Origin of the sequence: Bradyrhizobium sp. JR4.1 (assembly GCF_040548605.1) — a bacterium.
Classification (GTDB): Bacteria; Pseudomonadota; Alphaproteobacteria; order Rhizobiales; family Xanthobacteraceae; genus Bradyrhizobium; species Bradyrhizobium canariense.
On the sequence record NZ_JBEPRY010000007.1, the window covers coordinates 148639 to 173403 of the forward strand.

Below are 24765 nucleotides of genomic sequence, written 5' to 3' on the forward strand. Positions count from 1 at the left end.
AGATCAATCCTTCGGACGCAGCTTCTCGACTTCGGCATCACTTGGCAGATAATCCGCGCCCTTCTTGTAAGACGAGTCCACCATCACGCCCTTGCCGTCCTTCAGCGCGGTCTTGCCGACATAGGCACCGAGCGTCGACTGGTGATCGATCTTGCGGAAGGTGATCTCGCCCAGCGGCGACGGCATCGACAGCCCTTCCGCCGCAGTGATCAGCTTCTCCGGATCGGTCGAATTGGCCTTCGCCAGGATCGCCGCCGCCGACTTGATGGTCTGGTAGCCGACGATCGAGCCGAGGCGCGGATAGTCGTTGTACTTGGCCTGATAGGCCTTCAGGAACGCATCATGCTCGGGCGTCTTGATCGAGTACCAGGGATAGCCGGTGACGATCCAGCCCTCTGGCGTCTCCTCCTTGAGCGGGTCGAGATATTCGGGCTCGCCGGTGAGGAACGAGACGACCTCGCGTCCCTTGAACAGGCCGCGGGTGTTGCCTTCACGCACGAGCTTCACGAGGTCCGCGCCGAAGGTGACGTTGAGGATCGCTTCGGGATTGGCCGCGGCAACCGCCTGCACCACCGGGCCGGCGTCGATCTTGCCCTGCGGCGGCCACTGCTCGTCGACCCACTGGATGTCGGGCCGCTTCTCCGACATCAGCTTCTTGAACACCGCGACCGCGGACTGGCCGTATTCATAGTTCGGCGCAATCGTCGCCCAGCGCTTTGCCGGCAGCTTGCTGGCTGCTTCCACCAGCATCGCCGCCTGCATGTAATTGGAGGGGCGCAGTCGGAACGTGTACTTGTTGCCCTTCGACCAGGTGATGGCGTCCGTCAGCGGCTCGGCCGCCAGGAAGAACACCTTCTTCTGGTTGGCGAAGTCGCTGACCGCAAGACCGATGTTCGACAGGAACGTACCCGTCAGCATCGCCACGCCCTCGCTCGACACCAGCTCGTTGGCCGCGGTCTGCGCATCCGCCGGCTTGCCGCCGTCGTCCTTGGACACGACGATGAGCTTCTTGCCGTTGATGCCGCCGGCTGCGTTGATCTCTTCGACCGCAAGCTGCCAGCCCTTGCGATAGGGCTCGGTGAATGCCGGCAGCAGCGAGTAGCTGTTGATCTCGCCGATCTTGATGTCTTCCGCCAGGGCCGAATGAGCCATGCCGCTTGCCAACAGCGCGAACGCCGCGCCGACAAAATAGTTCTTTGCTCGCATCCCAACCTCCACTTTTCTGAAAAGATTAACGCAGTCCGTCTTCGCCCTTGATCTCCGCAACGGTCAGCCCGCCGACGCGCGGCAAAGGACGGCCGCTGTCGGTGACGGCGACCGCGACCATGATCTCGTTGGCGCGCGGCGCGTCGTTGATCTGCACTTCCATGCCGTCGAAATGACTGCGCACGAAGGCTGCATCCTTGTGGCCCAACGGAATGTCCAGCGTCGTGCCGGGTCCACTGCGCTTCTTCGACGACGGGATCAGCGCAGCGCCCTTGCCTAGCACTTTGCGCACCGGCGCACCCATTTTCGGGTGAAGGATGGCGGCTGCATGCTCCAGCTCGCCGTTCTCGCCGACGGCCGCGGCCTTGCCATAGCTCTGCGCCTTGGACCCGTCGATGCCAAGCGCCGCCACCGCGCGCTTCGACAGCAGCTCGCCGAGCTCCTCGCCGATCGCGATCAGCGGCGAGAGATCCTCGACATATTTTCCGGCAAACGGGTTCTCGATCACGGCGATTGCCGCCGCACGCCGCGTCGGCGGCGAGACCTGGCGGCCCATCTCCATCTGCGTCTCTTCGACAACGGTGACGATCTTGCGGATGATCGCGCTCATGATTTTTTCCTCGAGCCGCTTCCCTGTTCAGGCATGAACCGCGTTCTCTTGTACAAGCGGGCGCGATCGTTGCCGTTCAATATCCTTGGTCCCGATGACAAGCATATCACCACAAAGCTGCAACACGGCACCCTCGATCAATCCGCGATCGAATAATTGCCGTGCACATTCCGCGCCAGATTCGAGCGCGGTGGCGATCTCGTTCTGCGACAATCCACCAACGTTGCGGGTCACGAGCCGCGCGCCGAGATCGCTGTCGGGCTGAAGCTCGCACGCTGGCTTTCGGATGATCGCCGGATGCCCCGGCAAATCGACGGCATTCGCAATGATCGTCGCGGCGGCATCGGCTTGCGAGGCCGTTCCGGCCAACACGGTCACCGCATCGGCAATCCCAAGCGAAAAGCTGCGGCCGTGCCGTCCACTGGTCGCAATGCCGCGCACGGAATCATCGGCGTCCACCCTGATCGTCCGCATCACGCCGTCGCGATCGGGCCGGTCCATCAGGCCGACCGAAAAATGCCGGCCCTGGCCGAGATGTAGAGCAAGGTCGCCGCCATTGTTGACATAGGCCCGATCGAGCGCCGCAGCGTTCAGCATTGCGCCGAGAATCTCCTCCGCCACGCCGCCGGCAACCGCCGCCATCGGCGTAATGAAATCATCAGCGGCATAAGGCGCCACCGCGGCGTGCATGCGGCGCGCCACGACGCCAACCAGCAATGTCCGCTTCGGCTCAGCCGCCGCCCGCAGTTCGGGCAGTTCCGCGCAGAGCTCGTCGAGCAACCCCGTGAAGCGCCGGGCCGCAGCCTCATAGGCCGCACGCACTGCGTCGGCGGCCCCCCTCGCCTCGACGACCAAATCAATCGGTCCATCCTGCAAATGCAGCCGCCGGCCATCAGACAGCAACGCGATTTGCGGGAGCCTTGTCATGCCCGAGGCCCCGGAATCGGGTTCTGCCAGGGCAATTGGCGGACATCCTCGCCGCCCTGAACTTCGGAGAGCGGTTTCACATAATCCATGTGCCCGCCGAGCGCCGCATAGTCCGACAGCTTCATCGTGAATTCGATCGGCGCGACCAGCGCCGGCGTCGGCACGTAACCGAATGCCCCCGCCGGCATCTGCGTCACGTCGACCATGTAGGTAATGCCGCCGCCCGGCCAGACATAAACAGGCGCGCCGCCACTGGTGACGCGCGTCAGGGCGTCCTTCACCGAGCGCGTCAGCCGCACCGGATTGTCCGTCACGCCCGCCCGCAAGGAACCACCGGCGCCCGCCATGAACAGCACCGTACACAGCGCCGGTTCGCAATTCTCCTGAATGCGCTCGACCGAAAACTTGAGGTCATCCGGCATCTCGGTCTCGACCGGCTTCAAGGCTTCGTCGAGCACGTAATAGGACGAATGCTCGCCCGTCGTGGAGACCATCAGCATGGTGAGGCCAGGGTTGGCCTCCTTCGCGTCGAACGGTCCCAGGATTGCGAGCGGATCGGAGATATTGGTGCCGCCCCAACCCGTGCCGGGATCGGCGACCTGGAAATAGCGGCCGGGCGTCGAGCGGCGCCCCTTCATCTTGATGCCGGTATCGGCGATGTCGAGCAGCTTGCCGGCCTGGTGCTCCGAGAGCACGCCGGTGATATGGTCGTCGACCACGACGACCTCGTCGACCTTGCCGTGCCATTGCTTGGCGAACATGCCGATCGTCGCCGAGCCGCAGCCGACGCGCATGCGCTCTTCTTTCATGCCGTTGACGATCGGCGGCTGGCCGGCCTGCACCACCACGCTCGCGCCACCGTCGATGGTGAGTTCGACCGCCTTGCAATTTGCGAGATCCATCAGCGTGTCGCAGGTGACGCGGCCCTCCTTCTTGGAGCCGCCGGTCAGATGATGCACGCCGCCGAGCGACAGCATCTGCGAACCGTATTCGCTGGTGGTGACATGACCGACCGCCTCGCCTTGTGCACGGACGGTTGCCGTCTCCGGCCCGAGATAGCGGTCGGTGTCGATCTTCACCTTGATGCCGCAATAGGAGAAGATGCCCTCGGTGACGACAGTCACCATGTCGACGCCGTCGACCTCCGCCGAGACGATGAACGGCGCCGGCTTGTAGTCGGGATAGGTCGTCCCCGCGCCGATCGCCGTTACAAAGGTGGAAGGCTCGTGGACGATCTTGCCGTCCCAATCTTCGGTGCGGCTGAACGGAACGAGCTTGCCGCCATGCGACACGGTGCGCTCCAGGATCACATGCGGATCGACGCGGACGAGCTTGCCCTCGTGATTGGCATAGCGGTCGCAGGCGCCCGCCGCGCCCGGCTTGATGTAGCACATCACCGGACACGCATCGCAGCGGATCTTGTCGATGGCGGCGCTCGTAGGTTCAGTCACCATGTCAAAGCCAGCCGACAGTGCAGTTATCATTTGTACACGAACGATGTTGCGCGCCCTCCCGATGGCTGTCAAGCGGCGGTGCGGCGCAAAACATACGCCTGCCGCATAAAACCTCATTTGCCTACTCGCCCTGTCCACAAAGAAGGCATTCGCGCTGCACTGCGGCATGCACGGCTTGCACGTTTGTGTACAAACGGTATCGTCGCAACGTAGATTTTGAGCGGACTTGGAATTCGCGAAGCTTTGGCGGCGCTCAACAAGTCGACTTGGGAACGAGGATGACGCAGACACCGATCCGCATCACCGTGAACGGCAGGATCCACGAGATCACTGCGGCGCGAGACACGCCGCTGCTCTACGTGCTGCGCAACGATCTCGCGCTCAACGGTCCGAAATACGGTTGCGGCCTCGGTGAATGCGGCACCTGCACTGTCCTGATCGATGGCGCCGCGGCGCGCTCTTGCGTCATTCCGATCAGTGGCTGCGCCGGTCGCGACGTCGTGACGCTCGAAGGGCTCGGTACCCGCGACAAGCCGGATCTGGTGCAGCAAGCCTTCATCGACGAGCAGGCCGCGCAATGCGGCTATTGCCTCAATGGCATGATCATGACCACCAAGGCGCTGCTTGCGATCAACCCGCGGCCCACCGAGCAGGAGGCGCTGGCGGCGCTGCGCTACAATCTCTGTCGCTGCGGCACGCATATCGAAATTCTTCGCGCCGTGATGCGTGCGTCTGGCCAGCTCGCCGAGGCCGGTGATTGATGGCCTCCCCGCATCCGAACGGGGCTGAGCTGCAATCCGGCTCGCTCGTCGTCGTCCGCACGGTGGACGAGTGCACCTCCGAGACCTTCGTCCGCATTACCGCGGAGGGTTTGGTCAGCGCCTACAATGGTCATGTCGATCTCGGCACCGGCATCCGCACGGCGCTTGGCCAGATCGTGGCCGAGGAGTTGGATGTGTCCTTTGCCCGCGTCGTCGTCGTGCTCGGCGACACCGCAACGGTGCCGAACCAGGGCGCGACGATCGCGAGCGAGACCATCCAGATTACCGCCGTTCCCCTGCGCAAAGCCGCCGCGCAGGCGCGACACTTCCTGATCGCACGTGCGGCCGAGCACCTGGAGCTGCCGGCAGCCGATCTCAGGATCGAAGACGGCCTCGTGCGCGGGCACGACAATCGCAGCATCAGCTATGGCGAGTTGATCAGCGGGGAGACCATTCGTCTCGAGCTTGCCGACGACGTCGCTGTCAAGCCGGTCGACGATTACGCCATTGTCGGCCAGTCGATGCCCCGCATCGACCTCCCGGCCAAAGCCACGGGCGAGCTGACCTTCGTGCACGACATCCGCGTATCCGGCATGCTGCACGGCCGCGTGGTGCGCCCGCCCTATGCCGGGGTCGACGCCGGCCCGTTCGTCGGCACCAGCCTGATTTCGGTCGACGAATCCTCGGTGCGCGACATTCCCGGCATCATGGCCGTCGTACGGATTGGCGATTTCGTCGGCGTCGTCGCGGAGCGCGAGGAGAACGCGATCCGCGCGGCGGAGCAGCTTGCGGTGAGCTGGCGACCGACGCCTGAACTGACCGATCTCGCCGACGTCGAGAACGCGCTGCGCGCCAATCCATCGACGCCGCGGACGCTGATCGACAAGGGCGACGTCGACGCTGCCATTGCCGGCGCAGCCAAGCCGATGCGGCGCACCTACCTCTGGCCCTATCAGATGCATGCCTCGATCGGCCCGTCCTGCGCGGTCGCCGACTTCCAGGACGGCAACATCCGCGTCTGGTCGGGCACGCAGAACCCGCACGTGCTGCGCGCAGACCTGTCGCTGCTGATCGAGCGTCCCGAGAGCGAGATCGAGGTCATCAGATTGGAGGCCGCCGGCTGCTACGGCCGCAACTGCGCCGACGATGTCACCGCGGACGCGTTGTTGCTTTCGCGCGCTGTCGGCCGACCCGTGCGCGTGCAGCTGACGCGCGAGCAGGAGCACGCCTGGGAGCCCAAGGGCGCCGCGCAGCTCATCGACGTCAATGGCGGCCTGGACGCGGCGGGCGACGTCGCCGCCTACGATCTCGCCACGCGCTATCCCTCGAATGCCGCCCCGACGTTGGCGCTGTTGCTGACGGGGCGGATATCGCCGAAGCCGGACGTCCTCCAGATGGGCGACCGGACCGCGATCCCGCCTTACGATTACGGCCACATGCGCGTCGTCGCACACGACATGGCGCCGATCGTGCGCGCGTCCTGGTTTCGCGGCGTCTCGGCCCTGCCGAACACCTTTGCGCATGAATCCTATATCGACGAAGCTGCGACCGAGGCCGGCGTCGATCCGATCGAATATCGCCTGCGTTACCTGAAGGACCAGCGCGCCGTCGATCTCGTCCATGCGGTCGCCGAGCGGGCGGGCTGGACGCCGCGGCCGGTGCGCGAAGAGAAAGACGGCGAGATCGTGCATGGGCGCGGCTTTGCCTATGCGCTCTACGTCCACAGCAAATTCCCCGGCTACGGCGCGGCGTGGTCGGCCTGGGTCACCGACGTTGCCGTGAACAAGGCCACCGGCGACGTCAGCGTGACGCGCGTGGTCGCCGGGCAGGACTCCGGATTGATGATCAACCCGGACGGCGTGCGCCACCAGATCCATGGCAACGTCATCCAGTCCACCAGCCGCGCGCTGATGGAGGAGGTCTCGTTCGAGCGCGGCGCAGTCTCGGCGCGCGAATGGGGTGCCTATCCGATCATCCCCTTCCCTGACGTGCCCAAGATCGACGTGTTGTTGCTGCCGCGGCCGGACCAGCCGCCGCTCGGCGTCGGCGAGTCCGCCTCGGTCCCAAGTGCGGCTGCGATTGCGAACGCGATCTTCGATGCCACCGGCGTGCGCTTTCGCGAGCCGCCGTTCACGCCCGAGCGTATCCTCAAGGGGCTGCACGGCGGCGCCCCAGCCACGCCGCAGGCGTTGCCCGCTCCCGCTACGCCACAGCCAGCCCGTCTCTGGGAAAATCCCTTCGCGAAACGCGCCGGCGTCTTCGCGACGATCGCGGCAGTCTGCACCGCGGCAATCGGCATCGGTGCGGCTCTTTTGCCGGGCCGGGCCATCGCGCCGATCACCCGACCCGATGCATCTGTCTATTCCGCCGCAACGATCGCGCGCGGGCAACAACTGGCCGCACTCGGCAATTGCGCGGAGTGCCACACCATGATCGGCGGTGCGCTCAACGCCGGTGGCCGCGCCCTGGAGACGCCGTTCGGCACGATCTACGCAACCAACATCACGCCCGACGTCGAGACCGGCATCGGCGCCTGGTCCTATCCCGCCTTCGAGCGCGCGATGCGCGACGGGCTGCATCGCGACGGACGGCAACTCTATCCCGCCTTCCCCTACACGCACTTTTCGAAGACTGGCGATGCCGACATGCAGGCGCTTTATGCCTATCTGATGGCACAGCCAGTGGTGCGAGCGACGCAGCCTGCGAATACGCTCGCCTTCCCGTTCAACCTCCGCCCGCTACTTGCCGGATGGAATGCGCTGTTCCACCAGACGCGGGAGTTCAAGCCTGATCCCGCCAAATCCGAGGTCTGGAATCGCGGCGCTTATCTCGTCGAGGGCCTCGGCCATTGCAGCGGCTGCCATTCGCCGCGCAACGCACTCGGCGCCGAGCAGCGTGGCGCTTATCTCGCCGGCGGCTTTGCCGAAGGCTGGGAGGCGCCGCCGCTGACCTCGCTCTCGCATGCGCCGATCCCATGGAGCGAGGACGAGCTCTTCGCCTATTTGCGCACCGGCCACTCGCGATATCATGGCGTCGCCGCCGGACCGATGGCGCCGATCGTCAGGGATCTCGCGGCCCTGCCCGACCAGGACATCCGCGCCATGGCCGTCTATCTCAACTCGTTCAATGACGCCGCGACCGACGGGAAAGCCCAGGATGCGATTGCTCTGAAGCTCGAAGCTTCAACGCAAGTCACGATGCCGTCCTCAGCCGGCGCGCGACTCTATCAGGGCGCCTGCGCCGTCTGCCACGAGGTCGGCGGCCTGCCGCTGTTCGGCAGCCGCCCCTCGCTCGCGCTCAACAGCAATCTGCACAGCGCGACATCGGACAATCTCGTTCAAATCATCCTGCACGGCATCGCCGAGCCGGTGTCGAGCGATCTCGGCTACATGCCGGCATTCAAGAACAGCATGAGCGACGCACAGGTCGAGGAACTCGTCACGTTCCTGCGCAAGCAGTTCGCACCGGACAGGCCAGCATGGACCGGCGTGCGCGAGACAGTCACGCGCCTCCGGACCTCAGCACATTAAGCGTGCTTCTTCACGTCCACCGGCGGCGTGCCGTGCGTATGGAACGACTCAATCGTCTTCAGGCCCCAGGCCTGCCCCTTCTTGCGCTCCTCTTCCGTCCACACGATCGGCTTCCAGTCGGGCGCGAGGATGAGGCGCGCGCCGGCATTGGCGACTTCGACGCGATTGCCGCCGGGCTCATAGACATAGAGGAAGAAAGTCTGCTGGATCGCGTGCTTGTGCGGCCCGGTCTCGATGTGGATGCCGTTCTCCAGGAAGATGTCGGCGGCGCGCAAGATCTCCTCGCGGCTGTCGAGCGCGTAGGTGACGTGGTGGAAGCGGCCGGGCGTGCCGGAATGGTCGAGCGAATAGGCGAAATCGTAGCTCTTGTTCGACATCGTCAGCCACATCGCCGCTTCGCGGCCGTCGTTGAGCACGATCTGCTCGGTGAGCCGACAGCCGAGATAATTCTCGAAGAACTCGCGGTTCGCCTTGATGTCCACGGCGAGGCAATTGAGGTGGTCGAGGCGCCGGACGTTGACGCCACGCGCGGGAAAGCGCTGCGCCTGGTTCTTCAGTGCGGGCTTCAGCTCGGGTGGCGCCTGATACCATTCGGTCTCGTAATAGAGCTCGACGATGTGTCCATCGGGATCGCGGCAGCGGAAGGTCGGCCCCTGCCCCATATCGCCGTCGATCCAGCCGATGTCGAAGCCGGACCCTTTCAGCGCCGCAACGCGGCGCTCCAGCGCCTGCTGGCTGCGCGCACGCAACGCCATGTGCTCCATGCCTGACGTCTTCGACGCCGTCAGTTTGAGCGAATAGCGCTCGTAATCGTCCCAGCCGCGCAAATAGACCGACTCGCCCTTTTGTCCGCTGACGGTCATGCCCATGACGTCGACGAAGAATTTCAGGCTCTCGTCCGGCTTCGGCGTCAACAGCTCCATGTGGCCGAGATGAGCGAGATCGAGGATCGGTTCGGGCTGCATGGTGTCCTCCGAGGCGTGGCTTCCGATCCGCTGGACCGGATCCCGCGATCTGGCGCCGGCTGTAATCCGCTCACGCGCCGGCGGGCGGCACCGGGGTCGCCGGTTCATTTGTACTAATGTACAAATGATTAGGTCCCGTCAACAAATCAAACATCGCCCCCGAGCGAATGACGGGCCATCCAGGATGGCAACTCGTCCCCCGACCGGCGGACCGACTGCCTGAATGGTAAAATCTTCCTTAAGCACTCCCAGGCCCGCCGGCCGGGAAAAAGCAGCATTTTACGGCCGCTTCTGCCAGAAAGTTTGCATTGGGAACAAACCTCGCACCCGAATTGTCGCGGATTTAACGAAGCGCCGGCGCCTGCCGTTTAACCGTTTGTCCAGCGGCGGCCGTGCATAGTCCGGGGCAACCCGTTGCTCTTGCCAGGTTCATTCATTGTGACATCCTTTGGACGCGTGATTTCGGTTCGCGGGTCGCTCGCCCGGGTCGGGCTGCTGGCTGAAAGCCGGATGCCGGTCTCGGAAGTTCGGGCCACTGTCGGCCGCTTCGTCAGCATCCGCTGCGCCAGCTCGGTCATCGTCGCCATGATCACCGAGGTGTCCTGCGAGAACCTCTCGAGCAACGACAATTTGATCGCCATCGCCTCGGTCGACCTGCTGGGCGAAATCCTCAACGCGACCGGCAAGGCCAAATTCCAGCGCGGCGTCACCAACTATCCGACCATCGGCGATTCGGTCGATCTGATCACGAGCCAGGAGCTGCGCACGATCTACGCGCCCACCGGTTCCGACCAGATCAATGTCGGCTTCCTCCAGCAGGACAGCTCCGTCGTCGCCTATGTCGACATCGAGGAAATGCTCTCCAAGCACTTTGCGGTGCTGGGATCGACCGGTGTCGGCAAATCGACCGGCGTGTCGCTGTTGCTCAACGAGATTCTCAAGGCACGCCCGAACCTGCGCATCTTCCTGCTCGATGTGCACAACGAATATGGCCGCTGCTTCGGCGACCGCGCGCTGGTGCTCAACCCGCGCAATCTGAAACTGCCGTTCTGGCTGTTCAATTTCGAGGAAATCGTCGACGTGCTGTTCGGTGGCCGCGCCGGCGTGCCTGAGGAGCTCGACGTCCTCGCAGAAGTCATTCCGCTCGCCAAGGGCGTCTACACCCAATACCAGAACGCCGACCGCATCGGCCTGAAGCGCATCGATCCCAAACAGATCGGCTACACCGTCGATACGCCGGTGCCCTATCGCCTGGTCGATCTGATGTCGCTGATCGATGAGCGCATGGGCAAGCTCGAGAACCGCTCCTCGCGCATCATCTATCACAAGCTGATCTCCCGCATCGAGGCGGTCCGCAACGACCCGCGCTACGCCTTCATGTTCGACAACGCCAATGTCGGCGGTGACACCATGGCCGAGGTGATCAGCCATCTGTTCCGCCTGCCGGCCAATGGCAAGCCGATGACGGTGATGCAGCTCGCCGGCTTCCCGGCCGAGGTCATCGATTCCGTCGTCTCGGTGCTCTGCCGCATGGCCTTCGACTTCGGCCTGTGGAGCGACGGCGTTTCGCCGATGCTGTTCGTCTGCGAAGAGGCTCACCGCTACGCCTCCGCCGATCGCAATGTCGGCTTCGGGCCGACCCGCAAGGCGGTGTCGCGCATCGCCAAGGAAGGCCGCAAATACGGCGTCTATCTCGGGCTCATCACCCAGCGTCCGGCCGAGCTCGACGCCACCATCATCTCCCAGTGCAACACGCTGTTCACGATGCGTCTTGCCAACGAGCGCGACCAGGCGCTGCTGCGCGCCGCGGTGTCGGATGCGGCCGCGAACCTGCTCTCGTTCGTGCCCTCGCTCGGTACCCGCGAAGTGCTGGCGTTCGGCGAAGGTGTCGCACTGCCGACGCGGCTGCGCTTCAAGGAGGTACCGCCGCATCAATTGCCGCGCGGCGAAGCCACCATCAGCAGCGTGCCGTCCGTCACCTCCGGTCACGACATGCATTTCGTCGGCGCCGTGCTCGAGCGCTGGCGCGGTGCCACCTCGCAGCGCGACGTGCCGAACGATCCGTTGTTCTCGGCGCCGCCCGCGAAGACGCTCTCCAACGTCGAAGCCCCGATGCTGCAACCGTCGATGGGGTTGGATCCGGACCGCTTCTCGCTGCTGAAGAAGCCGCTGCGGTAAAGCAACGCTCGTTTTCCAGCTCCGGCATTGCCAGCCCGGCGTCACGTTGAGCATGGCACCGGCATCGACTATGGTTGCCGGCCCCAAGCCGGAATCCATGCCCATGACAAAGCCCGCGCAACGCTTCCCCGCTCCCGCCCTCGATGCGCTCCCTGACGACATCCGCACGCGTCTCCTCGGCGTGCAGGAGAAGAGCGGCTTCGTGCCGAACGTGTTCTTGACGCTGGCCTACCGCCCGGACGAGTTCCGCGCCTTCTTCGCCTACCATGACGCGCTGATGGAGAAGGACGGCGGCCTCACCAAAGCCGAACGCGAGATGATCGTGGTCGCGACCTCGGCGGCCAATCAGTGCCAGTATTGCGTGATCGCGCATGGCGCGATCCTGCGTATCCGCGCCAAGAACCCGCTGATCGCGGACCAGATCGCCACGAACTACCGCAAGGCCGACATCACGCCGCGGCAAAAGGCGATGCTCGACTTCGCGATGAAGGTCTCGGCCGATGCGCAGCGGATTTCGGAGGACGATTTCACCGCGCTCGCGCCGCATGGCTTCAGCGACGACGACATCTGGGACATCGCCGCAATCTCAGCCTTCTTCGCACTGTCGAACCGGCTGGCGAATTTCACCGGCATGCGGCCGAATGACGAATTCTATCTGATGGGACGGCTGCCGAAGAAATGACCGACTGCAGCGAACGCGGTAAGGACCGGGTCGCCGACAAATGCAGCGGATGAGTTCCCGTTTGACGGGAACTCTGTGTTTTCGCAATCGCATACGTTTTATTAAGAATCTCACCCTCAACTAGCACAAACGCTTTGGCACAACTTACGTAGTTTCCGTCACCGGAGACGTGGATGAGTCGTGCCTGTTGGGGGCTTCTCATGAACGTGCGGGCATTTGTTGTCGCGACCTGTATCGGCACGGCATTCTTCGCGGCCGGATACGCCTGGAACTATCAGCCGGAGATCATCAACGCGAACGAGATATGGAGCATGTTCGAATCGGAGCATGGCAAGGCGCGGGCTGCCGTCTTACGCGTCCTCATTGCGCCGAATTCAGCTAACTTCAACGGCCTGCGAACGATCGATGCAGACAAGGCAAGATACGTATGCGGCTCCGTAAAGGCGATGGATAAGGAGAGGCAGTATGTCGAGGCCGCGTTCGTTTACACTGTCGCGATCGATTTTGCCCGTATCGACGACGACGGCCGGATGACGTCGCAGCGCTCTGCTTACAGGCCCTGCCCAGACGCGGCCGACGACAAAATTGCCGACCAGAACACGCTGATATCGCCAGGAGCGCTGTCGATGATCAAGACCGTCGAAAAAATCATCCCCAAGTCCAGCGGCGGAACGATGGAACAACAGCTTGGCCAGCTGGCCGGACAGACAGCGGCGGTCGCGCCAGGTTCGGCGGTCGCGCGGAGATCGGCCGGCTCATCGGGTTCGGCAGGCTCCGCAGGGGCAGGATGGGCGCCAGCAGCCCAGCATTCGAGTTCGGGCGTGGAGGCACGACAAGCAGATGAACTGACGTGGCGTGTCGACCAGCCGCCGAACGCATGGCCGAATTTCCCGTCGGACCATCCGCTGGCGAAATCGACCCAGAAGCGGACGAGCGCCGAGGCCCTGGCTTTCGCGAAAGATATCGAGGGTCGATGGGAGGACGCCAAATCATCCGGCGTTCCGGCCAAGCGTCCTTCGCCTGAGGAGATCAAGGAAGCATGCCGCGCGCTTCTTACGATCGATCCCACGGACAAGGATTATCCGCGGGCCTGGGCCGCCTTTGTGCGGCTGCGCAAAATCGATCGCGACGCTGCTGGTTGAACCGGCGTGAATCTGTCCTAGCGGTTCGCCATCAACTCGAGCGCCGGGGCAAAGCGCTCTGAAAACGTCAATGTCTTGGCATGGTGAACTGCCGCGAACGATGCCGATATCCCGGCTGAAGCGACCACGAGCAGGGCAACGGCGAAAATCAGACGGCGCATTTCGGCCTCCTATGAGAGCTCGACAACCCCAACAGATGGCACGGTTTTGTTTCAGCACGGCTTCGCGCGGACGGAAGATGGTTTCGCTCAAGAGGCTGTGATCAGATCAGGTTTGCGCAGCTGCATGCCGTACTGCTGCGAGCGTTGCGTCTAATCATCCTCCGCTGGCCCACACCAGCCGGGCAGATAGATCGCATCCTTGCTCTTGGCTGAGGACATCGCCTTCTCGAGTGCCTTGTCGAAATTGGCATCCACAGCCTTGCGCGACAGCTTTCGGCGCAGATAATCGGCCCACAGGAATTCGGAGAACGGCGTGGTGTCCTTGGCGAAGCCGCCCATGCGGCGCAGCTCGCCGGCAAGGCTCCGGAAGGGATCATCCTTGAGATCGACGACGGATTTGGGCAAATCGCGGAACGGTCGCCGTTCACCCTTGGCGTCGTAGGGGTAAACCCAGCGCTTGTTGTCCATGACGCCCCAGAAAGCTTCGCGCTCGACCATCCTGAGGTCGCCGACGATGGTGACCAGCACCTCCTTGACGCCCTCGTCGTGCAGCGCGCGACCGAGATGATGATGGTCGATCACGTAATAGCGCTCGTCGGGGCCGTGCACGACGGGGATCATATGCTTGCCGAGCAGATCGGCCTGCTTCTTCTTGTCGTGCTCGCGCCAGCGCTTGCGCTTCTCCTTGACCTCGCGCATTCCGACGGTCATCTGCGTCGGCCGCAGCGACAGGATCGACACCGGATGCACTCTCGGTTCGCGCGTATTGGTCATGGTCGAAAGGCCTTTAACATGGTTGCAACTGCGTGGTCAGGTTCCCTGGACTATGCCATGGGCATCGCGCCGGCAAATGCATTCGGTTCGGTGGGTATTATTGCATCGCACCCTCTGCATGCCGGAACGACCACGGTTCCACGATCCTTCGTTCGCAGCCCTGCAGGATAGTGCGGACGCGCAATGCACGTGCGCGTTGAGAAGATTTTCTGCAACGCGTTCACCACGTATGCTATCTAAAAATCGCTGCTTCGGAGTGATCCCTGCACCATGACAACCCAGCGGCCCATAAGCTCGGATGACGAGCACCGGGTGCTCCAGTTCAGGCCGCGCACCTCGCCTTCCCCGACGGGCTACCGCGGCAACGGTAGCGTGCAGCAATTGCGCGTCGCGCCCGAGCCGCTCGACCTGTCGCGCTACGAGCAGCCCCGCACTGAACCGGACGATTTCCGCCATCGCATGCTCGCCAACATCGCGGCGCTGGCCTTCACCATCGCACTGACCGCGATCGGGATATGGCTCGCGGTGAGCATCGCCGACCTGCGTCGGACCCAGGATTGCGTGCTGATGGGCCGCCGCGACTGCGTGAAGATCACGACGCCGCACATCTAGGCAAGGCGTCTGGCGAGCAAGACAAACGGCTCAGCCGGGCATCCCTGCCCTGTCCCCACACCCGCCGGCTCCATTGAACTCAGGGCGGCGCTCCGATATACGGGCTTTCGACCCGGCCAGAGGGGGGTTGAGGGCGTCATCGGGGCGCGATGCCCACCCACCGTTCCACTCTGGACAATCTGACAAATATCTGCAAAATATCAAAGGCTTAGTGATGTCCTCCACATTCGATCAGGTCGCTACGATCATCGCTGAAACCTGCGACATCCCGCGCGACACGATCACGCCGGATAGCCATGCCATCGATGACCTCGGCATCGACAGCCTCGATTTCCTGGACATCGCGTTCGCGATCGACAAGCAGTTCGGTATCAAGCTGCCGCTGGAGAAGTGGACCCAGGAGGTCAACGACGGCAAAGCGACCACCGAGCAGTACTTCGTGCTGAAAAACCTGTGTGCCCGCATCGACGAACTGGTTGCGGCCAAGGGCGCGAGCGCCTAAGCGCGCGGTCATGCAACTCGAATACTTTCACATGATAGATCGCGTCGTCGACCTCAACGTCGACGCGAAGACGATTGTCGTCGAGGCTCAGGTCCCGATGGAAAGCACCATCTTCGAGGGGCACTTCCCGGGCTATCCCCTGATGCCCGGCGTGCTCCTGATCGAATCGATGGCGCAGGCCTCGGGCTGGCTTCAGCTTGGCGTGCTCAAATTCGAGCGCATGCCGATCCTGGCTGCCGTCAAGGAGGCCAAGGTCCGCGGCTCGGTCTTCCCCGGCGATCTCATGAGCATCGAGGCGAGCCTGACCCATCAGGGCTCGGGCTACGCCGTGACCGAAGCCAAGATCAAGGTCGGCGGCAAGCTGCGCGCGAATTCGACGCTGACCTTCACGCAGATTCCCTTCCCCCATGCGGATATGCGCGCCCACATGGACGCGGTCGCCAAACGCGTCGGCTTTCCGCAACAGGCCGTATCGCCATGACCGAGACTGCTTCGAAGCCCGCCCAGACGGAAGTCTGGATCACCGGCATTGGCCTCGCCACCTCGCTCGGCGAGGGCCTGGACGCCAACTGGGCCGCGCTTCAGGAGAAGCGCATCAATGTCGACGAGAAGGGCTTTGCGCCCTACATCGTGCACCCCCTGATGCCTGTTACCTTCGACAGCCAGATTCCGAAGAAGGGCGACCAGCGCCAGATGGAAGCCTGGCAGCGCATCGGCACCTATGCGGCCGGGCTTGCGCTCGACTCCGCCGGGATCAAGGGCAACAAGGACATCCTGTCGAAGATCGACATGGTGGTCGCCGCCGGCGGCGGCGAGCGCGATCTCAACGTCGACACCGGCGTGCTCACGGCCGAGGCCAAGGGCGCCAACGCGCCCGGCTTCCTCAACGAGCGGCTGATGAGCGATCTCAGGCCGACGCTGTTCCTGGCCCAGCTCTCCAACCTGCTCGCCGGCAATATCGCCATCGTGCATGGCATTGGCGGCACCTCGCGCACCTTCATGGGTGAAGAGGTTGCCGGCGCCGATGCCGCCCGCATTGCATTGTCGCGCATCGCCTCCGGCGAGAGCGACATCGCGTTGATCGGCGGCTCGCACAATGGCGAGCGCAAGGACCTGATGGTCCTCTACGAATTCGGCGACTTCAATCTGAAGGACAAGTTCGCCCCCGTGTGGGCGCGCAAGGACCACGCCGGCTTCGCGCTCGGCTCCGCTGGCGCGTTCCTGGTGCTGGAGTCGAAGGCGCATGCGGAAGCGCGCGGCGCAAAGCCATTCGCGAAGCTGTCGAGCGTCGTTGCCGACCTTGCCCGGCGCAAGACCCCCGGCGACATGGCCGCGACGCTGGAGAAGCTTTGGGCAAAGTTGCCGAAGCGCGACGGCAAGGGCGCGATCATATCGGGTGCGACCGGCGCTGAGCCGGCGACATCGGAAGAGCGCGGCTTCCTGAAGGGCCACGCCGAGTTCCCGGTGCGCTCGACCGGCACGATGTTCGGCCACACCATGGAGACGCAATTCCCGCTCGGCATCGCGCTCGCCGCGCTGTCGATCTCGCGCGGCGCCCTGTTTCCGCCGAACGATTCCACGGGCACCGAGATTGAAATGCAGGGAGCGCCCACCCAGATTGTGGTGGTGGGGGCCGGACACTGGCGCGGCGAAGGCATGGCGCTGGTCGAGGCAGTAAGCTGAAGCGCGTTGCGCTTTGGCAGGTTATTGTTTGGGCATGATCTTCTCGAAAAACCGCTTCACGCTTTTTCGGATCTTGCTCCAGCTCAAGCGGGGATCGACATGACTGCACCACGCGACAAACTCGGGCGTCCCGTCGTCGTCGTCACCGGCATGGGCATCATGACCTCGCTCGGCAACGGCAAGACCGACAATTGGGCGAAGCTCGTCGCCGGCGAATCGGGCATCCGCACCATCACGCGCTTTCCGGTCGACGGCCTGAAAACCACGATGGCCGGCACGGTGGATTTCGTCAGCGTCGATCCGTTCTCCTCCACCGCCCTGTCCGAGCGGATGGCCGAACTGGTGACGCAGGAGGCGCTGGACCAGGCCGGCATCGGCGCCAAGGCGGATTTCCCGGGTCCTCTCTTCCTTGCGGTCGCACCTGTCGAAGTCGAATGGCCGCAGCGCCGCGAGCTCGGCCGCGCCGTCGGTAAGCTCGACTTCAACTACGACGATCTGCTGCGCATCTCCGGCGGCGGCAAGTACAGCGCCTATCACCACCGCTTCATGTTCGGTTCGGTCGCGGCCTACCTCGCCGAGACCTTCGGCACTAAGGGCTCGCCGATCTCGTTGTCGACGGCCTGCGCCTCGGGCGCGACCTCGATCCAACTCGGCGTCGAGGCGATCCGCCGCGGCGAAACCGATGCCGCGCTGTGCGTGGCGACCGACGGCACCGTGAATCCGGAGGCGCTCGTGCGCTTCTCGCTGCTCTCGGCGCTGTCGACCCAGAACGACCCGCCGCAGGCGGCCTCCCGTCCCTTCTCCAAGAACCGCGACGGTTTTGTCATGGCCGAAGGCGCAGGTGCGCTGGTGCTCGAAAGCTATGAAGCCGCCACCGCGCGCGGCGCAAAAATCCTCGGCGTGATCGCCGGCTGCGGCGAGCTCACCGACTCCTTCCATCGCACCCGCTCCTCGCCCGACGGCAAGCCGATCATCGGCTGCATGAACAAGACGCTGGCCGATGCCGGCATGACGCCGGACCAGATCGACCACATCAACGCGCACGGCACCGCGACGCCCGAGAACGACAAGATGGAATACAATACGACATCGGCCGTGTTCGGCGAACTCGTGTCGAAGATTCCGGTTACCTCCAACAAGTCGATGGTCGGCCACACCATCTCGGCCGCCGGCGCGGTCGAGGCGATCTTCTCGCTGCTCACGCTGGAGCATCAGCGCATCCCGCCGACGATCAACTACGACAATCCGGATCCCACGATCCTGTTCGACGTCGTCGGCAACAAGGCACGCGATGCCCGCGTCACCGCGGTGATGTCGAACTCGTTCGGCTTCGGCGGCCAGAACGCCTCGCTGATCCTGACCCGCGAACCGGCCTGACCGGACGCATGGCGCTGCTTCCTGCGAGGACGAAGGCGCGCGCGCGGCAGACGGCCAAATCGATCGGTGGAGGCCTGATCGGGGCTGCCACCGTCGGCATGTTGCGCACCACGCGTTACTTCGATCCGGCCAAGACCTCGGACTTTTTCGCACGCGCCACCAGGCTGATCGGGCCGCGCCTTCGCGAGCACCGCATCGGCCGCGCCAATCTCACCGCCGCCTTTCCGGACAAGTCGCCCGAGGAAATCGAATCCATCCTGATGGGCGTCTGGGACAATCTCGGCCGCGTCGGCGCCGAATTCGCCCACATGGACCACGTCTGGGATTATGACCGCGATCATCCCGACAACAGCCGGATCGAACTGCCCGACCGCAGCATCGAGCTGTTCGACCGCATCCGCGACGACGGCAAGCCGGCGCTGATCTTCGCCGCGCATCTGGCCAATTGGGAATTGCCGGCGCTCGCCGCCGTCGCACACGGGCTCGATGCGGCGATCCTCTACCGCCGCCCGAACATCGCCTCCGCCGACCGCATCATCCAGGAGATGCGCCAGGTCAACATGGGCACACTGATCCCCGCGGGGCGCGACGCGCCGCTGCGGCTCGCGCAGGCGCTCAAAGACGGCAAGCACGTCGCGATGCTGATCGACCAATATCTGACTGGCGGCGTCGAGGTCACCTTCTTCGGCCGCAAGACCCGCGCCAATCCAATGCTGGCGCGCCTGTTGCGCCAGGTCGAATGCCCGATCCACGGCGTCCGCGTCATCCGCCTGCCCGGCGGCCGCTTCACCGCCGAGATCACCGAAGAGGTCCAGCCGGTGCGCGACGCCGACGGCAAGATCGACATCCAGGGCACGACCCAGGCGATCACGAGCGTGGTGGAAGGCTGGGTGCGCGAGCATCCCGAGCAGTGGCTGTGGCTGCACCGAAGGTGGCGGTAGGCGCTCGATCGTCTTTCCGGGACGATGCGAAAGCATCGAACCCGGAATCTCGAGATTCCGGGTCTGGTGCTGACGCACCATCCCGGATGACGGAGAACTCACCGCTCCGGCAGTTCCGCGCCGACTTCGGCCTGAACGACGCGATCCCAGGCTGCGATACAGATCGGACTTGCGCGTTCTTCATCGGCGGCGAGACGTTGAGCCAGGTCGTGCCGGGCCGCAGCCGCGCAGTCGGTCGCAATCAGGCTCCGGCTTGTGCCTTGGCATCGGCGGCCAGAAGTCTTTCATCAAAAGTGACACCTGCAAGCTCGGCAATTTCGGCAAGTGGCCGCTGATACCGAGCATACTGACCGGGGGCAAACTCGATGCCGAAATCGTCGACCACGTTCTTCTGACTAAGAAGGAAGCCGTAGGTTAAGAGCCGCGATCGGCTTCCAGCGTCCTTGGCGGCCACCGCCACAACCTTCCAGAACAGAACAGGGTAAGCGATCGGTCCTGAGCCGAAGTCCGCCGTTGGATCATCGGCGGCGAGGATCGGCCCAGCGATGATGCAAGCCCTCGTATCATCGTGCTGCAGGCTCTTTTGAATATAGGCCTCGAAGCCGCCCCACAGGCCCTTGATGCCGCCGTACGCCGACCCGGGGGACTCACGATTGAAAGCCTGGTGCTGTGGCGTGCAATTCGTCCAATGAAAGGTGTCCGAGTTCGAGAACTCGAGTTCTTTTGCGGTTTCGCCCCAGGCGCTATCCTCGCGGCGAACGATATGTCCACGATCGATCTGCCCGGCAGGCTTATAGAAATCTGGATCGGCAATTTGGAATTTGTTGGGTATCCGCGGATCGGCGACCCAGCGGTCGGTTCCGAAAAATGCCCGACCATTTTGTTTTCGAAGATCGGGATTGTAGTCCACGTTTGCGGCCGACCACATCTGGAGCCGACGAGCTTTATTCATCGCAAGGCTATAGTGGTGATATTTGAGAATTAGGATTTCACCATTTTCCTTGTACATCTCGCCAGACCGCGCGGCCACGATTCCTGGAACGGGTACGACCACGTCAGTACCCAAGAATGCTTCTTGATAACCCTCGCGATCCTCATAGTTCGGATCGAACCGCAACGTCTTTTCGAGGGCGGCGACAGCGGACTCCGCACCCGGCTGTGGCGGAGCCGTTTGCTCCGCATAAACATGGATGGTGACAGGGCCACTAAAATTCATGTTTGTACCGGACATGCTTCTCTCCTCAAATGCCACTCTTTGGGTTAGTAATTGGTTGTTTTCCGAGCCGCCAGAGCTTGCCGCAAAGAGACTGGTAGGAGCGGCTCCCCTCAGCATTTGACTGACATCATCGGCGGGGTCCGTCGTGCCCGCGAGCAGATCGCTTAGGATTTTCGCCTGTTTGGCATCGGTCAATTTGACCTTGCCCAACGCCTGGACGATTGAGCTGATGCGGATACCCTCGTTGGCGACCCAATGAACCTTGTCTTCACCCATATCTTCGGTCCAGACGGAGCCATCGGTTGCGACGATGTCATCGCCCCGCATTTCAGGTATCCCGGCGTGGTGAAGGGCAACTAGTTCCCACGCCTCACTGAAGGCCGGCGATCCTGATGATCCCTCCAAAGTATCGGTCTCGTAATGTAGGAAGCCTTCATCGAGAACGTCGAGCAGCCGGTTGTTCATGATGGCATATTGCTTGCCACCGCCGTCAGGATACTGGATCACCTCAATGGGGTAGCCCTTGAGGACTTTGGACGTTGCCTCCGAGAGCGGGATTGCTCCGAGGCTCTCGATCGGCTCACCCGTATTCGCGATGGGGCTAACCCCGACCAAGGCAAAATCAAGATGATTGTCACAGACAAAGAAGCTGCTGGCATCGATCGCAAACGTCACACCCACCTTGAGACCATGCTCGTCGAACTCGTGCAAGAAATTGGCGCCAGTACCGTGAGACGAGGCTGCATCTGGAAACACGTGACAGTTCGTCAAAAGCAGCCTCGGCGAGACCAGGAACCCCGACGCAAACCCCTCCGGTTGGACCCTTGGATCGACAGAGCTGACGATGCGAGCGACGGGTCGCCCAACCTTGCGGGCCGCCTCGCTCGGTGCCATCGAAATCAAGTCGAGTGTCGGACCAATTTTTCGCTCGATGAAGATTGGAAGTCGGCCTCGTTCGCGGAGATTGGCGGCATGCGCCAGAAGGTCTTGCCGTACGGCAAACCTCGCCTGCCGCATCGGACTGTCCGCCGTGCCCGGCCCCGAACGCGCGATCGTAGCGGCATCGGACGTTCGGCTCTGTGTGCGGGCTTGCCAGCGTTTGGCGGCAGTGCGCACGACTTCTAATCTGCGGTCGCGGGCTCTATCGATTTCAGACATGTCGCCTCCGAAGACAGGTTAGATGTCGCAAGTTTCATTTATGCGACAATCAGAGCGAATGAACCGTAGTGCGCGCTGGATTACCGTGCCGAGACCAAGTTGATATTGCTCGATTTCGGCAAGTCTTCCTTGAGGGTGGCCAAGACGATCGCCGTCGCGGCGAGATCAAGCACCTGAAGCGATCGGTCTTCATCAAGAGCGCCGAGCTGCGGTCGCGGTATGAAAAAGTCTTCACCGTTGAAATTGACTTGTACGGCCGCGACCGGTGGTCCGGGGTTGCCGCGCCTGACGACAAACAAGTTCACCAGATGATGGTGTCCGTCCGGGCCTCCGAGAAGGACCTTCGGCTCATAACCTTGTGCCGAGTAGTTCTGCGCAGCGATGAGTTCGCCCAAGAAATATAGAATGCCTTCTGCCGACCGCATGTAGGTGGATTTGAATTCATAACCCAACAGTCGGTATGTTCTCAGCAAAATCTGAAACTGGTTCATCGAGCAGAATTCACGTGCCGAGTTGACAAATTCGTAGCGTCCCTTCGAGAGGCGGGGCGGCGGACAATTGAATTCGGAATGGTCCTGTAGATATTCATCTTCCGCAATTTGACGGCATATTTCCATGGTGCGCGGATCGGACTCGCGGCATTTGAGGTCCTTCATGCTGCGAGCCTTGGCATATTCTGCAGGTGTCAATTCAACCCGCTGAAAAAGGATGCGCTGAACGACTTCTTCGGGCCACTTCTCTGAATTGAAGTAATCAACGATCTTGCGGCTCAATGGCTGATGCATCGTGCTCGCAAACTGCACATGGTTCAGATTGTTCATCTGGAACGACGTGAACCCTCCTCCATAGGACACGGTAGGATTCAAAGAGTAGCCTGTGAGGGCACTCGGGCTTAAATTGAAAGTACCGTTGGTGCTGCCTGAGAACACCGGACTGGCGGAGACATCGCCGAGCCCCACGAACGACATAGGCGCGCGCTGGCTCGCACGAACGGCATTCAACAGGATTTGCCTATTGTTGGAGTCCCAGATGGCCGCGTCGTAAGCATCGGCCTTGTTCACGAGCTCGGCTCGGGTACAAGCCCCACACAACACGGACAAGAAAACGGATGACAGCACAAATGCACACTTAAACAAAGCAGCCCCCAAACTCCCGACGTTAAATTCACCCCACGATTGAAAGCTCGTACTGTTTCACCTCGGCTAGGTGCCGTCTAGCCTAGGTTGAGCTTTTTCAACGATCCGGTGGGGGCCATGAGACGGTAATTCGGTATTGACGTCGGAGCACGCAAGCTCCTTTGCACAAACTTCTCCTTCGTTGGACGGGGGTTTGCGTATGCGCAAACAGCGGCGCATGACCCCTGGGCTTCGCCGAGACAGCAGTGCGGTCGAGCTTGCCGCGAACACGAAGGTTTATGATCCGTGCTTGTGTTCCAGTGGCAAGAAATTCAAGAAGTTGCTGCGAACGATTGATCGACCTGACGGCTACGCGTCCAGCGCGTCACTTATCTAAGCCCGATGGCCACGATGCAATTTGCCGCTGTTTTGCCGACGAGGCAAATGACCGGAGCCTGTGACGTCACGCGCGTTCGGCCTCCATCGCGCTTCATTTCGCGCCCGCACGCGCGCTGCTTCGGGTCATTGCGCCGGCGCGTCGATTAAGCCAAGCCGCACTACGGCTTGGGCACTGCCAGCGGCGCGCCAGTCGCGATTCTACTGTGATGGGGTTGTTTTGCAGAAAATGACTTGCCGGGTTAATCCCAGCACGACCGCGGCGTCTCACCTTCCCGTCTTCACCCTGGTCCAGAGCCGATTGATAACCCGCTGGGTCGCCGGATCACGCGCCGTGATCACGAACAGCTTTGCGAGCGTCGCCTCGTCCGGATAGATGTTCCTGTCGTTCAGGACCTTCGGGTCGACCAGCTTCTGGCTGGCGAGGTTGCCGTTGGCGTAGGACAGGAAGTCCGTATTCTTGGCGGCCACGTCCGGACGGTAGAGATAGTTGATCAGCTCGTAGGCCTCCCTAACGTTCCTGGCGTCCGCGGGGATCGCGAGATTGTCGAAGAACATCTGCGCGCCCTCCTTCGGGATGGCGTAGCCGATCTCGATGCCGCTTTTGGCTTCGGCAGCGCGGGCGCGGGCCTGCATGATGTCGCCGGACCAGCCGACCACGAAGCAGATCTCGCCGGTGGCGAGCGCGCTTAAATATTCGGACGAATGAAACTTGCGCACGGAGGGCCGCACCTTGGCGACGACATCGGCGGCCTTTTCGAGGTCGGCCTGCTTGGTCGAGTTCGGATCGAGCCCGAGATAGTTCAACGCCGCTGGAAAGATGTCGTCGGCGGAGTCTAACATGTGCACGCCGCAATCCTTGAACTTGGCAAGGTTCTCAGGTTTGAACACGATGTCCCAACTGTCGATCTTCGCATCCGCTCCGAGAATCTGCTTCAGCTTGGCGACGTTGTAGCCGATGCCCGTCGTGCCCCACATGTAATTGGCGGCGTAGACATTGCCGGGGTCGTAGATCGCGAGACGTTCGGTCACCACCGGCCAGGCATTGGCCAAGTTCGGCAGCTTCGACTTGTCGAGCTTTTGGAAGATGTTGGCCTTGATCTGGCGCTGGAGGAAATAGGCGGTGGGCACCACGACGTCATAGCCGGATTTGCCGGCCATCAGGCGCGTCTCCAGGGTCTCGTTGGCATCAAAAGTGTCGTAGACGACCTTGATGCCGGTCTCCTTGGTGAAGGCCTCGAGGACGTCGGGCGCCACGTAGTTCGACCAATTGTAGAAGTTGACGACCCGCTCCTCGGCCCCTGCGGGGGCGGAGAGCAACGTCAGCGCGGCGGCGATCGCGAGGCCAAAACCAAAGCGGCTGACGTTCGTCATC

At 62.8% G+C, this 24765-nt stretch carries 21 protein-coding genes; 11 read left to right on the forward strand and 10 right to left on the reverse strand.

Features of this window, described 5'->3' with window-relative positions:
- Positions 1 to 3: 3 nt before the first annotated feature.
- The 4 genes from ABIB90_RS17260 to ABIB90_RS17275 are packed head-to-tail and all read right to left on the reverse strand — an operon-like array spanning position 4 to position 4197.
- Positions 4 to 1206, reverse strand: a complete 1203-nt coding sequence (locus tag ABIB90_RS17260) for an ABC transporter substrate-binding protein (RefSeq protein ID WP_354161238.1) — start codon at positions 1204 to 1206, stop codon at positions 4 to 6.
- A 25-nt stretch (positions 1207 to 1231) separates the two neighbouring features.
- Entirely contained in the window at positions 1232 to 1816 is a 585-nt protein-coding gene (locus ABIB90_RS17265; protein WP_354103794.1) for an amino acid synthesis family protein, read from the reverse strand.
- 27 nt (positions 1817 to 1843) lie between these two features.
- Positions 1844 to 2743, reverse strand: coding sequence for a UPF0280 family protein (locus ABIB90_RS17270; RefSeq protein ID WP_354161235.1), 900 nt, complete (start codon positions 2741 to 2743; stop codon positions 1844 to 1846).
- The gene (locus ABIB90_RS17275) at positions 2740 to 4197 is read right to left on the reverse strand and encodes a 6-hydroxynicotinate reductase (protein WP_354161232.1); all 1458 of its coding nucleotides are present in this window, start codon (positions 4195 to 4197) and stop codon (positions 2740 to 2742) included. Before ABIB90_RS17275 ends, ABIB90_RS17270 begins: the two co-directional genes overlap by 4 nt.
- Before the next feature lie 278 nt (positions 4198 to 4475).
- On the opposite strand from ABIB90_RS17275, the gene ABIB90_RS17280 reads away from it, so the two are divergent.
- Both ABIB90_RS17280 and ABIB90_RS17285 read left to right on the forward strand, forming a co-directional pair.
- Positions 4476 to 4958, forward strand: coding sequence for a (2Fe-2S)-binding protein (locus ABIB90_RS17280; protein ID WP_354161229.1), 483 nt, complete (start codon positions 4476 to 4478; stop codon positions 4956 to 4958).
- A complete protein-coding gene (locus ABIB90_RS17285) occupies positions 4958 to 8488 on the forward strand; it encodes a molybdopterin cofactor-binding domain-containing protein (protein ID WP_354161226.1) in 3531 nt (1176 codons plus the stop codon). Before ABIB90_RS17280 ends, ABIB90_RS17285 begins: the two co-directional genes overlap by 1 nt.
- On the opposite strand, the gene ABIB90_RS17290 is transcribed toward ABIB90_RS17285, so the two are convergent.
- Positions 8485 to 9453: a catechol 2,3-dioxygenase gene (locus tag ABIB90_RS17290; RefSeq protein ID WP_007592461.1), complete on the reverse strand. Its 969-nt coding sequence runs from the start codon at positions 9451 to 9453 to the stop codon at positions 8485 to 8487. The genes ABIB90_RS17285 and ABIB90_RS17290 overlap by 4 nt on opposite strands.
- A gap of 438 nt (positions 9454 to 9891) precedes the next feature.
- Here ABIB90_RS17290 and ABIB90_RS17295 point away from each other — a divergent pair, with 438 nt between their 5' ends.
- From ABIB90_RS17295 to ABIB90_RS17305, 3 genes are all read left to right on the forward strand, one after another.
- Entirely contained in the window at positions 9892 to 11631 is a 1740-nt protein-coding gene (locus ABIB90_RS17295) for an ATP-binding protein (RefSeq protein ID WP_354127860.1), read from the forward strand.
- 103 nt (positions 11632 to 11734) lie between these two features.
- Positions 11735 to 12313 (forward strand): peroxidase-related enzyme, encoded by a 579-nt coding sequence (locus ABIB90_RS17300; RefSeq protein ID WP_219682566.1) that lies wholly within the window; start codon positions 11735 to 11737, stop codon positions 12311 to 12313.
- Positions 12314 to 12513: 200 nt separating this feature from the next.
- Positions 12514 to 13455 (forward strand): hypothetical protein, encoded by a 942-nt coding sequence (locus tag ABIB90_RS17305; RefSeq protein WP_354161221.1) that lies wholly within the window; start codon positions 12514 to 12516, stop codon positions 13453 to 13455.
- Positions 13456 to 13472: 17 nt separating this feature from the next.
- Here the strand turns inward: ABIB90_RS17305 and ABIB90_RS17310 are convergent, their stop codons facing one another.
- Positions 13473 to 13616, reverse strand: a complete 144-nt coding sequence (locus ABIB90_RS17310; protein ID WP_354161218.1) for a hypothetical protein — start codon at positions 13614 to 13616, stop codon at positions 13473 to 13475.
- A gap of 150 nt (positions 13617 to 13766) precedes the next feature.
- Positions 13767 to 14390, reverse strand: a complete 624-nt coding sequence (locus ABIB90_RS17315; protein WP_211399711.1) for a ParB-like protein — start codon at positions 14388 to 14390, stop codon at positions 13767 to 13769.
- 270 nt (positions 14391 to 14660) lie between these two features.
- Here ABIB90_RS17315 and ABIB90_RS17320 point away from each other — a divergent pair, with 270 nt between their 5' ends.
- The 6 genes from ABIB90_RS17320 (at position 14661) to ABIB90_RS17345 (ending at position 19505) form a co-directional block, all read left to right on the forward strand.
- Positions 14661 to 15002, forward strand: coding sequence for a hypothetical protein (locus tag ABIB90_RS17320; protein ID WP_007592473.1), 342 nt, complete (start codon positions 14661 to 14663; stop codon positions 15000 to 15002).
- Positions 15003 to 15216: 214 nt separating this feature from the next.
- On the forward strand, positions 15217 to 15504 hold the full coding sequence (locus tag ABIB90_RS17325) for an acyl carrier protein (RefSeq protein WP_007592476.1): 288 nt from the start codon (positions 15217 to 15219) through the stop codon (positions 15502 to 15504).
- 10 nt (positions 15505 to 15514) lie between these two features.
- Complete coding sequence (locus tag ABIB90_RS17330; protein ID WP_007592477.1) at positions 15515 to 15985, forward strand: 3-hydroxyacyl-ACP dehydratase FabZ family protein; 471 nt, start codon at positions 15515 to 15517, stop codon at positions 15983 to 15985.
- Entirely contained in the window at positions 15982 to 17187 is a 1206-nt protein-coding gene (locus ABIB90_RS17335) for a beta-ketoacyl-ACP synthase (RefSeq protein ID WP_007592478.1), read from the forward strand. The genes ABIB90_RS17330 and ABIB90_RS17335 overlap by 4 nt, the downstream gene beginning before the upstream one ends.
- 99 nt (positions 17188 to 17286) lie before the next feature.
- Positions 17287 to 18564, forward strand: coding sequence for a beta-ketoacyl-ACP synthase (locus ABIB90_RS17340; RefSeq protein ID WP_007592479.1), 1278 nt, complete (start codon positions 17287 to 17289; stop codon positions 18562 to 18564).
- Positions 18565 to 18572: 8 nt separating this feature from the next.
- Positions 18573 to 19505 carry a lipid A biosynthesis lauroyl acyltransferase gene (locus ABIB90_RS17345; protein ID WP_219682562.1) on the forward strand — a complete coding sequence of 311 codons (933 nt, stop codon included), beginning with the start codon at positions 18573 to 18575 and terminating at the stop codon, positions 19503 to 19505.
- A 241-nt stretch (positions 19506 to 19746) separates the two neighbouring features.
- On the opposite strand, the gene ABIB90_RS17350 is transcribed toward ABIB90_RS17345, so the two are convergent.
- The 3 genes from ABIB90_RS17350 to ABIB90_RS17360 all read right to left on the reverse strand — a co-directional run bounded on the left by ABIB90_RS17350 (position 19747) and on the right by ABIB90_RS17360 (position 24764).
- Positions 19747 to 21879 carry a DNA/RNA non-specific endonuclease gene (locus ABIB90_RS17350; protein WP_354127858.1) on the reverse strand — a complete coding sequence of 711 codons (2133 nt, stop codon included), beginning with the start codon at positions 21877 to 21879 and terminating at the stop codon, positions 19747 to 19749.
- Between the two features lie 80 nt (positions 21880 to 21959).
- Positions 21960 to 22940 carry a hypothetical protein gene (locus tag ABIB90_RS17355; RefSeq protein WP_354161208.1) on the reverse strand — a complete coding sequence of 327 codons (981 nt, stop codon included), beginning with the start codon at positions 22938 to 22940 and terminating at the stop codon, positions 21960 to 21962.
- A 717-nt stretch (positions 22941 to 23657) separates the two neighbouring features.
- On the reverse strand, positions 23658 to 24764 hold the full coding sequence (locus ABIB90_RS17360; protein ID WP_354161205.1) for a polyamine ABC transporter substrate-binding protein: 1107 nt from the start codon (positions 24762 to 24764) through the stop codon (positions 23658 to 23660).
- Position 24765: the final 1 nt, after the last annotated feature.

Excerpts from the sequence above, each read along its gene's own strand:
- ABIB90_RS17315 (WP_211399711.1), bottom strand. The coding sequence starts at position 14,390 with ATGACCAATACGCGCGAACCGAGAGTGCATCCGGTGTCGATCCTGTCG.
- ABIB90_RS17300 (WP_219682566.1), top strand. The coding sequence starts at position 11,735 with ATGACAAAGCCCGCGCAACGCTTCCCCGCTCCCGCCCTCGATGCGCTC.
- ABIB90_RS17280 (WP_354161229.1), top strand. The coding sequence starts at position 4,476 with ATGACGCAGACACCGATCCGCATCACCGTGAACGGCAGGATCCACGAG.
- ABIB90_RS17345 (WP_219682562.1), top strand. The coding sequence starts at position 18,573 with ATGGCGCTGCTTCCTGCGAGGACGAAGGCGCGCGCGCGGCAGACGGCC.
- ABIB90_RS17270 (WP_354161235.1), bottom strand. The coding sequence starts at position 2,743 with ATGACAAGGCTCCCGCAAATCGCGTTGCTGTCTGATGGCCGGCGGCTG.
- ABIB90_RS17275 (WP_354161232.1), bottom strand. The coding sequence starts at position 4,197 with ATGGTGACTGAACCTACGAGCGCCGCCATCGACAAGATCCGCTGCGAT.
- ABIB90_RS17290 (WP_007592461.1), bottom strand. The coding sequence starts at position 9,453 with ATGCAGCCCGAACCGATCCTCGATCTCGCTCATCTCGGCCACATGGAG.
- ABIB90_RS17310 (WP_354161218.1), bottom strand. The coding sequence starts at position 13,616 with ATGCGCCGTCTGATTTTCGCCGTTGCCCTGCTCGTGGTCGCTTCAGCC.
- ABIB90_RS17340 (WP_007592479.1), top strand. The coding sequence starts at position 17,287 with ATGACTGCACCACGCGACAAACTCGGGCGTCCCGTCGTCGTCGTCACC.
- ABIB90_RS17350 (WP_354127858.1), bottom strand. The coding sequence starts at position 21,879 with ATGTCTGAAATCGATAGAGCCCGCGACCGCAGATTAGAAGTCGTGCGC.
- ABIB90_RS17360 (WP_354161205.1), bottom strand. The coding sequence starts at position 24,764 with ATGACGAACGTCAGCCGCTTTGGTTTTGGCCTCGCGATCGCCGCCGCG.
- ABIB90_RS17320 (WP_007592473.1), top strand. The coding sequence starts at position 14,661 with ATGACAACCCAGCGGCCCATAAGCTCGGATGACGAGCACCGGGTGCTC.
- ABIB90_RS17330 (WP_007592477.1), top strand. The coding sequence starts at position 15,515 with ATGCAACTCGAATACTTTCACATGATAGATCGCGTCGTCGACCTCAAC.
- ABIB90_RS17260 (WP_354161238.1), bottom strand. The coding sequence starts at position 1,206 with ATGCGAGCAAAGAACTATTTTGTCGGCGCGGCGTTCGCGCTGTTGGCA.
- ABIB90_RS17325 (WP_007592476.1), top strand. The coding sequence starts at position 15,217 with ATGTCCTCCACATTCGATCAGGTCGCTACGATCATCGCTGAAACCTGC.
- ABIB90_RS17335 (WP_007592478.1), top strand. The coding sequence starts at position 15,982 with ATGACCGAGACTGCTTCGAAGCCCGCCCAGACGGAAGTCTGGATCACC.
- ABIB90_RS17285 (WP_354161226.1), top strand. The coding sequence starts at position 4,958 with ATGGCCTCCCCGCATCCGAACGGGGCTGAGCTGCAATCCGGCTCGCTC.
- ABIB90_RS17305 (WP_354161221.1), top strand. The coding sequence starts at position 12,514 with ATGAACGTGCGGGCATTTGTTGTCGCGACCTGTATCGGCACGGCATTC.
- ABIB90_RS17265 (WP_354103794.1), bottom strand. The coding sequence starts at position 1,816 with ATGAGCGCGATCATCCGCAAGATCGTCACCGTTGTCGAAGAGACGCAG.